A 13,686-nucleotide genomic window follows, 5' to 3' on the forward strand; every position below is an offset into this window, starting at 1 on the left:
AGAATGAATCAAACAAATCTGTTTAGTCAAAAGAATTACTGGATAATGGGATTAATCGTTTTATTTTTGCTGTTAATCACTCATCCAGCCGCTGCTTCCTCTGCAGGTGGAGGACTTCCCTTCGACTCATGGCTGACTAAAATTCAAAAATCCATTACAGGCCCTTTTGCCTTTAGTGCTGCCATTATCGGATTGGTTGCAGCAGGTGCAACACTTATTTTTGGCGGTGAATTAAATGGATTTATGCGATCCCTAGTCTTTTTTGTATTGGTGCTCTCCTTTCTGGTAGCGGCTCAAAATACGATGACGGCCATTACTGGCAAAGGTGCTGAAATTTCTAAGCCCTCTGTTGGGGTCAAAGCAGCGGAGACTCAGCCATGAGTCTTCGTACTATCCCCATACGTCGATGCGGAAACCGCGCAAGTCTCTTTATGGGCGGAGACCGTGAGCTGGTCATGTTCTCAGGGCTGTTATCGGCCATCCTAATCTTTGCCGCTCAAGACTGGCTGGCAGCCTTTGCAGGTTGTGTCATGTGGTTTTTATCCTTGAAAGGGCTTCGTCTCATGGCCAAATCCGACCCTTATATGAGGGCTATCTATTTAAGACAAAGACGTTACCAAGCCTACTATTCCGCCCGTTCGACTCCTTTCAAAATAAATAAAAGAGGGTATCAATGATGGCCTTAATCACCTTTTTAATCAGCACCACCGGGCTTTTACTTTTAAGCTGCCTCTTTTGGGAAATTCGTCTGAAAAGCCGTCGTAAATATCATTTAAAAAAGCATCGCCATAATTCAGCAGGCACTGCTGATTTACTCAATTATGCCTCAGTGGTCGATGATGGGGTGATTGTCGGCAAAAATGGCTCTTTTATGGCGGCATGGCTTTACATGGGGGAAGACAATGCCAATACCACGGATGAGGCTCGTGAGATGGTCTCGTTTCGAATCAATCAGGCATTGGCTGCTATGGGCAATGGCTGGATGGTTCATATAGATGCGATGAGACGTGCGGCTCCAGGTTATAGTGAGCGAGGTCATTCTCATTTCCCAGACTCAATTTCTTTAGCAGTTGATGAGGAACGAAGGAGACTTTTTGAAAGCATGGAAACCCTATATGAAGGGTATTTTGTGATGACCTTGACCTGGTATCCGCCAGTGATTGCCCAAAAGCGTTTTGTGGCATTGATGTTTGATGACGAAGGATTGAATCTCAGCCACAAGGCCAAGACGCATCAACTAATCGAAGAATTCAAACAAGCCTGCAGAAGCTTTGAATCGCGACTGAGCTGCGCACTTCGACTTGAGCGACTCAATGCGAACCAACATGTTGATGAGTACCACAATACAGTAACTCAGGATAACTTCTTAAGACACCTGCACTATTGTGTCACAGGACTTAACCATCCAATCACGCTCCCTAAAAATCCGATTTACCTGGATGCGTTAATTGGTGGTCAGGAATTAATACCAGGTATTACCCCTAAAATTGGCCGGAAATTCATTCAGTGTGTGGCGATTGAAGGGTTTCCAATGGAGTCCTACCCTGGCATTTTAACCGCCCTAACTCAATTGCCGGTTGAGTATCGTTGGAGTTCTCGATTTATTTTTATGGACTCACATGAAGCGGTAGCACATTTCACCAAATACCGTAAAAAGTGGAAACAAAAAGTCAGGGGATTTTTCGACCAGGTTTTTAACACCAATTCAGGTGTGATTGATGAAGACGCGCTCAATATGGTGAATGACGCACAATCAGCCATTGCTGAAACCAATTCAGGCATGGTCGGTCAAGGGTATTACACCTCCGTTGTCATTTTGATGGATGAAGACCGTGACTTAGTTGAAAAAGCAGCACTTTTGATTGAAAAGAACATCAATGCCCTGGGATTTACAGCAAGAACAGAAACCATTAATACCATGGATGCCTTTATAGGAAGCCTTCCAGGCCATGGCGTTGAAAATATAAGACGACCTTTAATCAACACCATGAATTTGGCTGATTTGATACCGACATCAAGCATTTGGACCGGTGAAAACAAATCACCTTGTCCACTGTTTCCGCCATTATCCCCTCCATTAATGCATTGTGTTACCACGGGGAACACACCCTTTCGCTTAAATCTTCATGTAAGAGACTTAGGCCACGGTATTATGTTTGGACCCACTCGTTCTGGTAAATCAACTCACCTTGGCTTAATTGCACTCTCCTGGCGTCGTTACAAGGATGCACGCATTTACTCATTTGATAAAGGGATGTCCATGTATCCTACGTGTAAGGCCAGTGGTGGCGAGCATTACACCATTGCGGATAAAAAATCGCATCTCTCATTTGCGCCCTTACAATTTTTAGCAACTAAAGCGGATAGAGCCTGGGCTATGGAGTGGATTGATACGATTCTTGCCTTAAACGGAGTACATACCACTCCAGCCCAACGCAATGAAATTGGCCATGCCATTATGAGCATGCATCAAAGTGGTTCTAAAACCTTATCTGAATTGGTTATGACCATTCAAGATGAACCCATTCGTGAAACCCTAAAGCAGTACACGATTGATGGGTTGATGGGCCATTTATTGGATGCCGAAACCGATGGTCTAGGACTGTCCTCATTTATGACCTTTGAAATTGAGCATCTTATGGGGCTCGGTCAGAAGTTCGCATTGCCGGTATTGCTGTATCTGTTCCGACGCATTGAAACATCATTAGATGGCAAGCCAACCCTGATTTTACTCGATGAAGCATGGTTGATGTTGGCACACCCTGTGTTTAAAAACAAAATTGCTGAATGGCTTGACTCCATGGCCAAGAAAAACTGTGTGGTATTTATGGCAACCCAACATTTATCGCATGCCGCGAATTCGGGCATTTTAGATATTATTGTTGAATCAACCGCCACAAAAATTTTCTTACCTAATCTGTATGCGAAAGACCCCGAAACCCGCCTAATCTACGAACGCATGGGATTAAATCCTCGCCAGATTGACATCATTGCATCAGCTCAACCCAAGCGTGATTACTACTACGTAAGTAGCATGGGACAGCGTCTTTACCAATTGGCTTTAGGTCCAATGGCGTTGGCCTTTGTGGGTGCTACCGATCCTGACTCCATCGAACGCATGAAACAGCTTGAGGCGCAACATGGTGCTGATTGGGTTTCATATTGGCTTTTGGACAAAGGAATCACGATGAATCAATTTGGAGAAGCAGCATGAACCAATTAAAACAAAAGCTAAGTATTAAAAAGAAAAAAAGGGACTTAATGGACAATCCTTATCTCAATGCCAAAAGAGCCTGGAATTTTCATACTGCAGGTCTTATGAAATCATTACAGATATGGCAACTGGTCAGTCTAGCTAGTCTTTTAATCACGTTGACTGCTCTTGGCGGACTCATCACGATTGGAAGTCAGTCTAAATTTATCCCCCTGGTATTTCAGCAGGATGCCAGCGGCAATACGTTGTCAGTTACTCGTGCAGACCGTGTTGGTGAGGCAGTCATCGATGATTACCGAGCAGCAGCTGCCCATTTCATTGAAAACATCCGGATGGTCAGTAGCGATGTCGCGCTGCAAAAAAAGGCGGTGTTTCAGGTTTATTCCTATTTGAACCAAAACGATGCGGCATTGACCAAAGTTCAAGCATTTTACAGTGACAAACAACACTCCAATCCCTTTGACCGTGCGGCTCATGAAGTCGTCAGCATTGAAATACGCTCAGTCCTGCAAGAGTCTGCCGATACCTGGCAGGTTGATTGGGTCGAGACCGTAAGAAACCGTGACGGAACCCTCAAAGAAAAGCCGACCCGGATGAAAGCCATGGTGACCATGTATCAGGACAATGAACTGAATGATGTATCCAATGAATCGATTTTAAAAAACCCGCATCTGATTTATGTCCGCGATTTCAACTGGTCTTATGATCTTCAGCATGGAGAAAATGCATGAAAAAAATAATTCTTTCCTTTGGATTGATGCTCCCTTTGACAAGCTTTGCTGTGGACAACACAGAGCTTGCTCAGTTCTATTTTTCCAAAACCATACCGCTACTGTCGAATCAGGAAAAGCAGGCTTTAAGCATTGCAGAAGAATGGCAGAAAGGGGATAAAACCAGCAAACCGTTTCATTCCGCAGATGGTTCGGTCAGTTTTGTTTATGGTTCGGGTCAAACCCGAGTGGTATGTGCGCCATTACAGGTTTGCGACATTGCGTTACAGCCAGGGGAACAACTGAACGATATGAATGTTGGCGATCCACGTTTTCTCGTTGAGCCTTCCATTACCGGTTCAGGCATGGAGGAGCAAATCCATCTGTTAATCAAACCCAAAGATGTTGGACTGGATACTTCTTTAGTCGTTACTACAGACCGAAGAACCTATCATTTCAGGTTGAAGTCCGACCCAAACGATTTTATGCCCTATGTCTCCTTTACTTATCCAGAGGATGCAAAAGCAAAATGGCGTTTGATTCAGCACATGCAAGCAGAACGGCGAAAAGCCAATACCTTCACTGAAACCCACGAATATCTTGGCGATCTTCATTTCAATTACAGGATACAAGGCAATTCCCGATTGAAACCGGTTCGAGTGTATAACAATGGCGTAAAAACCATTATTGAAATGCCGACAAGCTTATCTGAACGCGAAGCCCCTGCCCTGCTGGTCTTAAGAAATGGGGGTTTGTTTAAAAAACCAGAATCAGTGATGGTCAATTATCGCCTGCAAGGCTGCCGATATATTGTTGATAGTGTGTTCGACAAGGCCATACTGATTATCGGAAGTGGCTCTTCTCAAGAAAAAATTACCATTACGAGGTGCTAGAGATGAAGAATTTAGGTGTTTTATTGTTGGTAATTGTTTTGTCGAGCTGCGCAAACATGCCATATGGAAATTTTACCGTTGCCTCTCAGAGCAAAGAGATTTATTTGGCTCAAGATGCTGCAACCCAGCTCACGGAAGTGTATCCTCCGGCGCAAAATACATTTTATATCAGTCAAAAAGTCAGTGATGGTTTTGGCATTCATTTGATTCATGAACTGCGCAACAAAGGCTACGGGGTGATTGAAAGCGTCCAACCAAGACAAAAAGCAAATTTGTTTTATGTGGTTGATGAGGTTCGAAAAGGCTCTCTTTATCGAGTCAGTCTGTATGTCGGCTCGCACACATTAAGCAGGGTCTATGTCAAAACTAAGGAACACATCGCTCCAGCAAGCCCATGGTCACACAAGGAGTAACAAAATGAACCCAAACATCGATTTATTATCACCGAATAGTTCACCGCAAAAACTCAAAACAGCAGGAGTCAAGCGTGTGAATAACCTCCCTTTAGTGATAGCCATTGGCGTGTTGACTCTTTTTGTCGTGTTAATCGTCTTTGTTGCCCATAAGAGAGCCAATGCACAAAACCAAACCCCAGAGATTATAAAGGTCACGGGACAGAAGAAAAATAACATGAATCTGGCCAATGAAATCGTTGGAAATCACAAAACCGGTGTGTTGCCTGCGTCCAATGAGACACTCATTATCAATCATGAGCCAGTACTAGAGTTACCTGTGAATCAAAACTTCCCTCAAAAACAAGACATGGATAGTCAAAATGTATCGGACACAGAGCTGGAACGAATTCGTCAGGAAAAAACACAAGCATTTGAAGAAGCAGTCAAAGCAAAAACATCAATTATGGTTGATAATCCTCGCCTGAATACCAGGGAAAATACAACGACACACCGAGCCAATTCTGTTGGCACATTGGATGTTGATGGCGGCAGTTCCTTTAAAGAGCAACTGTTCGACGGGCAACCAAATGCCAGACCGATGCCACAAACCTTGGGCGGTGAGGAAAATGAAATGCGCTGGCATTTAAATTCACGACTTGAAAATCCCAACAGTCGATATGAGTTAAGAACTGGAAGCGTCATTCCTGGAGTAATGATCAGTGGTATTTCTTCTGAACTGCCCGGGCAAATCATCGGTCAAGTCTCCCAGAACGTTTATGATACAGCGACAGGTCAACATCTTTTAATCCCTCAAGGTACAAAGATTTTTGGCCTTTATTCCAGTGAGGTGAGCTTTGGTCAGAATTCGGTACTGGTAGCTTGGCAACGTCTTATTTTTCCAGATGGAAAAGCTTTGGATATTGGTTCCATGCCAGGAGCTGATAGTGCCGGTTTCGCAGGCTTTCGTGATAAAGCTAATAATCATTATTTACGAATTTATGGTTCAGCCCTTTTGATGTCCGGCATCGTTGGGGGAATCAGTTACAGTCAAAATAGTAATCAGTCCAATCAGTATGGGTTTAGCCCCCCTACAGCGGGCAGTGTATTAAGTCAGGCATTAGGTCAACAGCTAGGCGAAGTAACGTCACAACTGGTGGCAAAAAATCTGAATGTAGCACCGACTCTAAACATTCGTCCGGGTTATCGATTCAACATTATTGTCGTAAAAGATTTAACTTTTAGAAAGCCCTACCGGCAGTTCAGATAACAAAAAAGAGGAACTGTGATGAAACTTCGAATCCTGTTTGTTTATTTATGGACATTTAATGCCTTCTCCAATATGCCTGTATTTGATTTACCCAATTACGTACAAAATGGAAAAATGCTACTGAATCAGATTAAAGAGTATAAAACTCAGGTTGATCAATACAACAACCAGATTCAGCAATATCAAAACATGCTGGATAACACCAAATCACTCACATCGTTTCAGTGGGACAATGCCAATGGGGTAATAGATAATCTGCTTGAATCGACCGATACGATTGATTATTACAAACAGGAAGCAGGTAGCCTCCAGAGTTACCTGGATAGGTATCAAAGTCAGGAATATTATCAAAAAACCCCCTGCTTTAATGGCAGTAACCAGTGTAGTCCCGAAGAAATCCAGAAAATAAGGCAAAGTAAACTATCAGCTTCTGTTGCTCAAAAACGAGCTAACGATGCCATGCTCAAGGGAATTGATAAACAACAGCAAAGCTTAAAGGAAGACTCTGTGAAACTGCGCACCTTGCAATCTCAGGCTCAAACTGCCCAGGGGCAAAAACAAGCGCTCCAGGCTGCCTCGCAACTGGCAAGTCAACAATCCCATCAACTGCTTCAAATAAGAGGACTTTTATTAGCACAACAAAGCGCACAAACCACAAAAGATGCTGCAGCCGCGAATAAAGAAGCCATACAAAACGCTGCTGATGAGCGTTTTAGATCGGGCAGCTACCATAAAAGTTCAGGTAAAAAATGGTAACTCATTTATAACAAGAGGAAGACAACAATGAAACGATTAGGATTATCCATAGCACTTTTAGCATTCCTGCTTACAGGCTGTGACAGCGCTGAAACGAAAGCAAGAAAGAAGGCTGAGCATCTCGCATCATTCACCTGCGACAGCTCCAAAGAAGGTAGGACCGCTGATGAGCTGCAGGCCATAGCGGATGCTTGTTTTAAAGGCGGAAGTTACTCCAAAAGCTCAGGTATAAAGTGGTAATCCTATGAAAAAAAAGACACTCGCTTATTTAATCGTATTCTTTTTAATTGGGTTTTCCGTGTCCGCCCATGCACAAGGCATGGACAGCAGGGATTTGCTGGATAATATTCTGTATCGTTTTTCCAGTACAGCCTCTACATGGAGCCAAACCCTATTAAGTTATGCTCGATACCTCTTCTGGTCTCTGGCATTAATCAGCATGGTATGGACCTATGGTCTCATGTCATTACGAAGAGCTGATATTCAGGAGTTTATGGCTGAAACGGTTCGATTTTTAGTGGTTGTCGGTTTTTTCTATTGGATTTTGGATAATGGACCTGCCATTGCCAGCGCAATCATCGATTCCATGCGACAACTTGCAGCCAAAGCTTCAGGAATTGATACGCACATTTCCCCCTCTGACATTATTGACGTAGGTTTTGATATTGTCTCAAAAGCAATTGATAACTCCTCCCTCTGGTCCCCGGCAGCAACCACGGTGGGACTAATCGTTGCCGGGGTGATTCTGGTCGTCTTGGCACTGGTCAGTATTAACATGCTGATTATTCTGATTACCGCCTGGATTTTAACCTACGGCGGCATCATTTTATTAGGCTTTGGTGGCGGACGCTGGACTTGCGATATCGCGATTCAATACTACAAAACGGTGCTTGGTATTGCATTACAGGCATTTGCCATGATTTTGATTATTGGTATCGGTAAGTCTTTTGTCGACCAATATTATGCCGCTATGGCAAAAGACATTCTGTTAAAAGAAATGTTTGTGATGCTCGTTGTGGCCATTCTTTTGTTGATATTGACTAATAAAATCCCTCCTGTCCTTGCCAACATTGTATCTGGTGGTGGCGGAGGCAGCGGGGGTATTGGCCTGGGTGGTTCTTTAGGTGTTGCCGGCATTGCAGGTGCCGCTTTGGCAAGCAGCGCGGGAGCTGTCAGCGCTCAAAGTGCAGGGGGTTTATCCGCTCTTCATGCGGCATTCAAAGCAGCCTCCCAAAGTATGGGGACTGGTGATTTAGGTTCTGCTTCAGATGGCAATGCCAGTTCCAAAACCGGTAGTTTAGCACAAGCCATGGGACAGGCTTCAACATTCGCCGGTTCGTTTGGCTCTCATTTGGCATCAGGGGCATTTGATGTAGCGCGTGAAAAGGCGAACACTATGAAGGAGGCAATTGCTGCAACAGTGGCCGAAACTACCGGTGGGAAAATTGCCGATGCAATTCATCAACAGGTGGAATCACAAAACGATTTATCACTATCTGAACATCAGGACTCAGCATTTCAAAACATTACGTCGATAGGTGTCCCTGAAGGAAATTTCAGTTCTGGAGAAAATGACGATGAAGTCAGCCATTTTGTCAATCGCAAAGCTTCTGGAGACAACCTATGAATCTGAATAAGCCTAATAAATCTATTGGCCCACAGGTAAGGCAAAAACAGGATAACAAGAAAACCATACGACTCATTGGAATGATTATTCTGGGGTTTTTAATCAGCCTGGAAATTGGCACACAATATGTGGCTTATAAGTTTCATTATCACAATAGTTTAGGTTTTTCATTAGCGCATGTTTATCTACCCTGGAAGCTGCTCTGGTGGAACATGAACTATCATCATTACCATCCCGAATATTTTAATGCCGCCTTTGGCATGGTGGTGATGAGCAGCTGCTTTTTTTTGATGATGCTGTTGTTCGCCAGTCGCCATTTTAAAAAAGAAAACATCAGCGAATACCTTCACGGTTCAGCCAGATGGGCGAATATGGATGATTTAAAAGATGCTGGTTTGCTTTCCCAAGAGGAAGGTGTTTATGTTGGGGCTATTGAAGACAAGCATGGAGAGATTCACTATTTGCGCCATAATGGACCGGAGCATGTTTTAACTTATGCGCCCACGCGCTCAGGCAAAGGTGTGGGCCTTGTAATCCCTACCCTTTTATCGTGGAAACACTCCTGTGTCATTACCGATTTAAAAGGTGAACTTTGGGCATGTACTTCCGGCTGGAGACAAAAGCATGCCAACAACAAAGTGATTCGCTTTGAACCGGCAACATTAACTGGTTCAGCCCGTTGGAATCCGCTTGATGAAATCAGAGTGGGTACGGAATCAGAGGTGGGTGACGTACAAAATCTGGCAACACTTGTGGTTGATCCTGATGGTAAAGGATTAGAAACGCACTGGCAGAAAACCTCACAAGCCCTTTTGGTTGGTTTTATCCTGCATGCGATTTACAAACTGAACAACCAGGGGGAACCGGCTACATTTCCCAACATTGACCGGATGCTGGTGGATCCCAATATTAATATTGCGGACCTACTCATTGAAATGACCCAATACCCCCATATCGAGGGCAAAACCCATCCTGTTATTTCTGCCTCCGCCCGTGACATGATAGACCGACCCGAGGAAGAAGCAGGTTCCGTATTATCCACTTTAAAATCTTATCTGGCGTTATACCGCGATCCAGTAGTAGCACATAATGTCTCGGCTTCTGATTTTTGCATCCGCGATTTGATGAACCATGAAAGTCCGGTGAGCCTCTATATAGTGACTCAACCCAATGATAAGGCAAGGCTTCAACCTCTGGTTCGAGTCATGATTAATATGATAGTGAGGCTATTGGCTGACAAAATGGAGTTTGAGCGTGTATCGGATGATAAAGGCTTATCCTATGTCAGAACGAAAAAAACGTATAAACATCGGCTGCTTTGCATGATTGATGAATTTCCAAGCCTTGGAAAACTCGATATTCTGCAAGAGTCATTAGCCTTTGTTGCAGGTTATGGTTTAAAGTTTTACTTAATTTGTCAGGACATCAATCAACTTAAAAGCCGTGAACGGGGTTATGGTCCTGATGAAACCATCACCTCTAATTGCCATATCCAAAATGCTTATCCTCCCAACCGGGTTGAAACAGCAGAACATCTTTCCAAGCTGACCGGCCAGACGACCATTGTTAAAGAACACATCACCACCAGCGGTAAACGATTTTCGACGTTCTTGAATCAAATATCAAAAACGGTTCAAGAAATATCAAGACCCCTTTTAACCGTGGATGAATGCCTGCGAATGCCAGGACCTAAAAAGGATGTCAATGGCTTGATTGTTGAAGCTGGGGATATGGTGGTTTATGCGGCCGGCTTTCCTGCGATTTATGGAAAACAGCCGCTTTATTTTAAAGATCCGGCCTTCATGGCAAGAGCCTCTGTGGAGGCCCCTGTTCACTCAGATATTTTGCGTACCCGTTTAAGTGACGAGGAGCGTATCAAGTTATGAAAAAACTGTCCATCCTCATCGCTATTGTACTAATCAGTCTTATTGCTGCAGGCGCACTGTTCCATGCCATGGGATTTAGGATAAACCTGACCGAATCAATTCCTATAGGTTTATATCGCATCACCAGTGCAGCGCCTATCAAAAATGCCTCGGTGATTTTTTGTCCTGATGACAGGGAATCATTCAGGTTAGCACGAAATAGAGGCTATATAGACCATGGTCTTAATTGTGGCGGATATGGTTATTTAATGAAAAAAGTGGTGGCTGTATCTGGTGATACCCTCTCGGTGACAAATAAAGGGGTTTTTGTGAATCACATGCTAATTCCCTATTCAAAACCAAAGTTACAGGATGGCTTGAACCGGGCATTGCCTCAATTACAGGTTACGAATTACCCACTTCAAAAAGATGAAGTCATGACGATGACCAGTCAAAGCGAATGGTCATTTGATGGTCGCTATTATGGTCTTATCCACACGAGACAAATCAAGGGAATGCTTACACCCATATGGGTAATTAATAAACGGGAGAACACCACATGAATCATGAAACCGGGTTAATGGATGTGATTGCAGAACAATTCGAGGATTTAGAAGTCCCTGGATTTCTTCTTGAAGTCAGTCCGCTAGAAGCGGACATCATGGGAGCATTTGTAGAAGATGCACTCAATGAAGAAGATGCGATGGAGGCTATTTATGACTAAGAAGCCTTACCATGAAGTCGTTGCCAATCAAATTATTGGAAGCCTGAAAGCAGGAACCGCTCCCTGGTTAAAACCATGGGAGCCATGCCTAGGCACTGGTCAAATTCCATATAATCCAGTCACCGGGAAGCGTTATCGAGGAATCAATGCCTTGTATTTGATGCTGAGTCAAAATGATGACAACCGCTGGCTTACCTACAAACAGGCACAAAGCATGGATGCGCAGGTTTGCAAGGGAGAAAAAGGCACCACGATTCAGTATTGGAAATTTCATGAGGAACAAATCAAACATGATGATGCGGGTAAACCCGTGCTTGATGAGCATGGTCATCCATTAAAAGTGAGCGTGAATCTTGAGCGACCTAAGGTGTTTTATGCAACAGTATTTCACGCCTCGCAAATTGATAATATGCCAGAACTCGTTGCAAAAGAGCCAGACTGGTCCTTAATTGAAAGAGCAGAAAAACTGCTACATAAGTCAGGTGCTAACATTATTCACTCCGAAGCAGACAGAGCTTTTTACAGGCTATCGACGGATAGCATCCATCTTCCACCAAAAGAACAATTTAAATCCGCAGCAAACTATTATGCCACTGCTTTGCATGAGTTAGGACATTGGAGCGGCCATCCTTCAAGACTGGATAGAGATTTAGGCCATCCGTTTGGTTCAGATGCCTATGCCAAAGAAGAATTGAGAGCAGAAATTGCAAGCATGCTTTTAGGTGCCGAACTGGGTATAGATCACGACCCATCTCAACACACTGCTTATATCAAATCATGGATTCGGGTTTTGGAAGATGAGCCTTTAGAAATCTTCAGGGCATCTGCAGATGCAGAGAAAATAGTGAATCACCTGTGTGCTTTGGAGCAAACGCAAGACATTCAACTGGCAGAACTGATTGAAATCAAGGATGATAAACTAAAAGAGGAAGTTCTTATGGCATCTGAAAACACCACTTCGGGAAAGGTCTGGTTAAGCATCCCCTTCAAACAAAAAGAACTTGCCAAATCCACAATTGGAAAACTTCCTGATGGAACACCAGGTATTGCCTGGGATAAAGTGCAAAAATGTTGGTATGCAAACCCTGGTGTTCCTGTTGAGAAGATCAAAGCCTGGATTCCTGAATATCAAGCACAATCTCAGGATAAAGCGCTCATTCCTGCAGATGAATTTAAAGCGGCATTGATAAGCCTCGGCGCTATTGTTTCAGGTGAGCATCCCATTATGGATGGCAAACCTCATCGTATCCCTACGGAGGGTGATAAAAAAGGTGAAAAGGCAGGATTTTATGTGGCTCATTTAGATGGTATTCCTGCGGGATATATTAAAAACAACCGAACTGGTGCTGAGCTTAACTGGAAATCCAAGGGTTACATTTTAACTGATGAACAAAAAGCAACGCTTAAGGCCGAAGCGCTGAAACATCAACAGACTCGCCAACGAGAGTTGGAAGCCAAACAAAAAAGCACCGCATTAAAACTCAAGCAAAAATTATCCATGATGGCAGAGGTTGTGGAGCCCACAACTTATATGCAAGCCAAAGGTATTCAGGTTCATTCTGGCGTGTATACCGATGAAGAAAAAAAACTAACCTGTATTCCAGCAACAGATTGCGAAGGAACACTCTGGACGGTTCAGTACATTGCCGAGGATGGAACCAAGCGATTTGCAAAAGGCTCAAAAAAGGAAGGATGCTTTCATGTTCTGGGCGGCATGGACAATCTCTCTGATGCATCGGTTATTGTCATTGCTGAAGGGTATGCAACCGCGGCAACGATAAAAGAAGCATGCGAACTGCCTGCTGTCGTTTCGGCCTTTGATTCAGGGAACCTTAAAGCAGTATCCAAAGCATTGTATGAAAGATATCCGCATATCCCGATTATGATGGCAGCTGACGATGATAAACATCTTGAATTATCTCAGGGCATAAATCCGGGTAAAGAAAAAGCAGGTGAGGCTGCCGATGCTGTCAATGGCTTTATTGTTCTACCAACTTTTGCACCAGGTGAACAATCATCAAACCCTAGGCAATTTAGTGATTTTAATGATTTAGCCAAACACAGCAAGCTAGGTATTGAAGGAGTAAAACGGCAGATAGAACCCAAAGTTGATAGAATCGCCAAAAGATATAACCGCTTACGCCTGTCGCAAAAAAGCAATATAGTCCATATTTCATAGATTCATAAGATTTGTAACGCTTCAAGCTATCAGATTAAGTTTTGAAGCTTTACATC

The 13,686-nt window shown here is 43.6% G+C and carries 14 protein-coding genes; all 14 read left to right on the forward strand.

Annotated elements, in window-relative coordinates; genetic code table 11:
• The first annotated feature begins 3 nt into the window (after window positions 1-3).
• Genes EL022_RS02260 through EL022_RS02320 form a run of 14 tightly spaced genes read left to right on the forward strand, consistent with a single transcriptional unit; the run spans window position 4 to window position 13,630 of the window.
• Window positions 4-381: a TrbC/VirB2 family protein gene (locus tag EL022_RS02260; protein WP_028381621.1), complete on the forward strand. Its 378-nt coding sequence runs from the start codon at window positions 4-6 to the stop codon at window positions 379-381.
• Complete coding sequence (locus tag EL022_RS02265) at window positions 378-677, forward strand: conjugal transfer protein TrbD (RefSeq protein WP_028381620.1); 300 nt, start codon at window positions 378-380, stop codon at window positions 675-677. The genes EL022_RS02260 and EL022_RS02265 overlap by 4 nt, the downstream gene beginning before the upstream one ends.
• Window positions 674-3,214, forward strand: coding sequence for a VirB4 family type IV secretion/conjugal transfer ATPase (locus EL022_RS02270; RefSeq protein WP_028381619.1), 2,541 nt, complete (start codon window positions 674-676; stop codon window positions 3,212-3,214). The genes EL022_RS02265 and EL022_RS02270 overlap by 4 nt, the downstream gene beginning before the upstream one ends.
• The gene (locus tag EL022_RS02275; RefSeq protein ID WP_028381618.1) at window positions 3,211-3,945 is read left to right on the forward strand and encodes a conjugal transfer protein TrbF; all 735 of its coding nucleotides are present in this window, start codon (window positions 3,211-3,213) and stop codon (window positions 3,943-3,945) included. Before EL022_RS02270 ends, EL022_RS02275 begins: the two co-directional genes overlap by 4 nt.
• Window positions 3,942-4,817: a P-type conjugative transfer protein TrbG gene (gene trbG / locus EL022_RS02280; RefSeq protein WP_028381617.1), complete on the forward strand. Its 876-nt coding sequence runs from the start codon at window positions 3,942-3,944 to the stop codon at window positions 4,815-4,817. Before EL022_RS02275 ends, trbG begins: the two co-directional genes overlap by 4 nt.
• A gap of 2 nt (window positions 4,818-4,819) precedes the next feature.
• Window positions 4,820-5,230, forward strand: a complete 411-nt coding sequence (locus EL022_RS02285; protein ID WP_028381616.1) for a conjugal transfer protein TrbH — start codon at window positions 4,820-4,822, stop codon at window positions 5,228-5,230.
• 4 nt (window positions 5,231-5,234) lie between these two features.
• Window positions 5,235-6,479, forward strand: a complete 1,245-nt coding sequence (locus EL022_RS02290) for a TrbI/VirB10 family protein (protein WP_028381615.1) — start codon at window positions 5,235-5,237, stop codon at window positions 6,477-6,479.
• 18 nt (window positions 6,480-6,497) lie between these two features.
• Window positions 6,498-7,235, forward strand: a complete 738-nt coding sequence (gene trbJ, locus EL022_RS02295; protein WP_028381614.1) for a P-type conjugative transfer protein TrbJ — start codon at window positions 6,498-6,500, stop codon at window positions 7,233-7,235.
• Between the two features lie 27 nt (window positions 7,236-7,262).
• Entirely contained in the window at window positions 7,263-7,475 is a 213-nt protein-coding gene (locus EL022_RS02300; protein WP_028381613.1) for a hypothetical protein, read from the forward strand.
• A 4-nt stretch (window positions 7,476-7,479) separates the two neighbouring features.
• On the forward strand, window positions 7,480-8,862 hold the full coding sequence (gene trbL, locus EL022_RS02305) for a P-type conjugative transfer protein TrbL (RefSeq protein WP_028381612.1): 1,383 nt from the start codon (window positions 7,480-7,482) through the stop codon (window positions 8,860-8,862).
• A complete protein-coding gene (locus EL022_RS02310; RefSeq protein WP_028381611.1) occupies window positions 8,859-10,748 on the forward strand; it encodes a type IV secretory system conjugative DNA transfer family protein in 1,890 nt (629 codons plus the stop codon). Before trbL ends, EL022_RS02310 begins: the two co-directional genes overlap by 4 nt.
• The gene (gene traF / locus EL022_RS02315; protein ID WP_028381610.1) at window positions 10,745-11,290 is read left to right on the forward strand and encodes a conjugative transfer signal peptidase TraF; all 546 of its coding nucleotides are present in this window, start codon (window positions 10,745-10,747) and stop codon (window positions 11,288-11,290) included. The genes EL022_RS02310 and traF overlap by 4 nt, the downstream gene beginning before the upstream one ends.
• Window positions 11,287-11,451 (forward strand): hypothetical protein, encoded by a 165-nt coding sequence (locus EL022_RS16030; protein WP_028381609.1) that lies wholly within the window; start codon window positions 11,287-11,289, stop codon window positions 11,449-11,451. The genes traF and EL022_RS16030 overlap by 4 nt, the downstream gene beginning before the upstream one ends.
• A complete protein-coding gene (locus EL022_RS02320; protein WP_028381608.1) occupies window positions 11,444-13,630 on the forward strand; it encodes a zincin-like metallopeptidase domain-containing protein in 2,187 nt (728 codons plus the stop codon). The genes EL022_RS16030 and EL022_RS02320 overlap by 8 nt, the downstream gene beginning before the upstream one ends.
• The last annotated feature ends 56 nt before the right edge of the window (window positions 13,631-13,686 follow it).

This window comes from Legionella cherrii (genome assembly GCF_900635815.1).
GTDB lineage: Bacteria > Pseudomonadota > Gammaproteobacteria > Legionellales > Legionellaceae > Legionella > Legionella cherrii.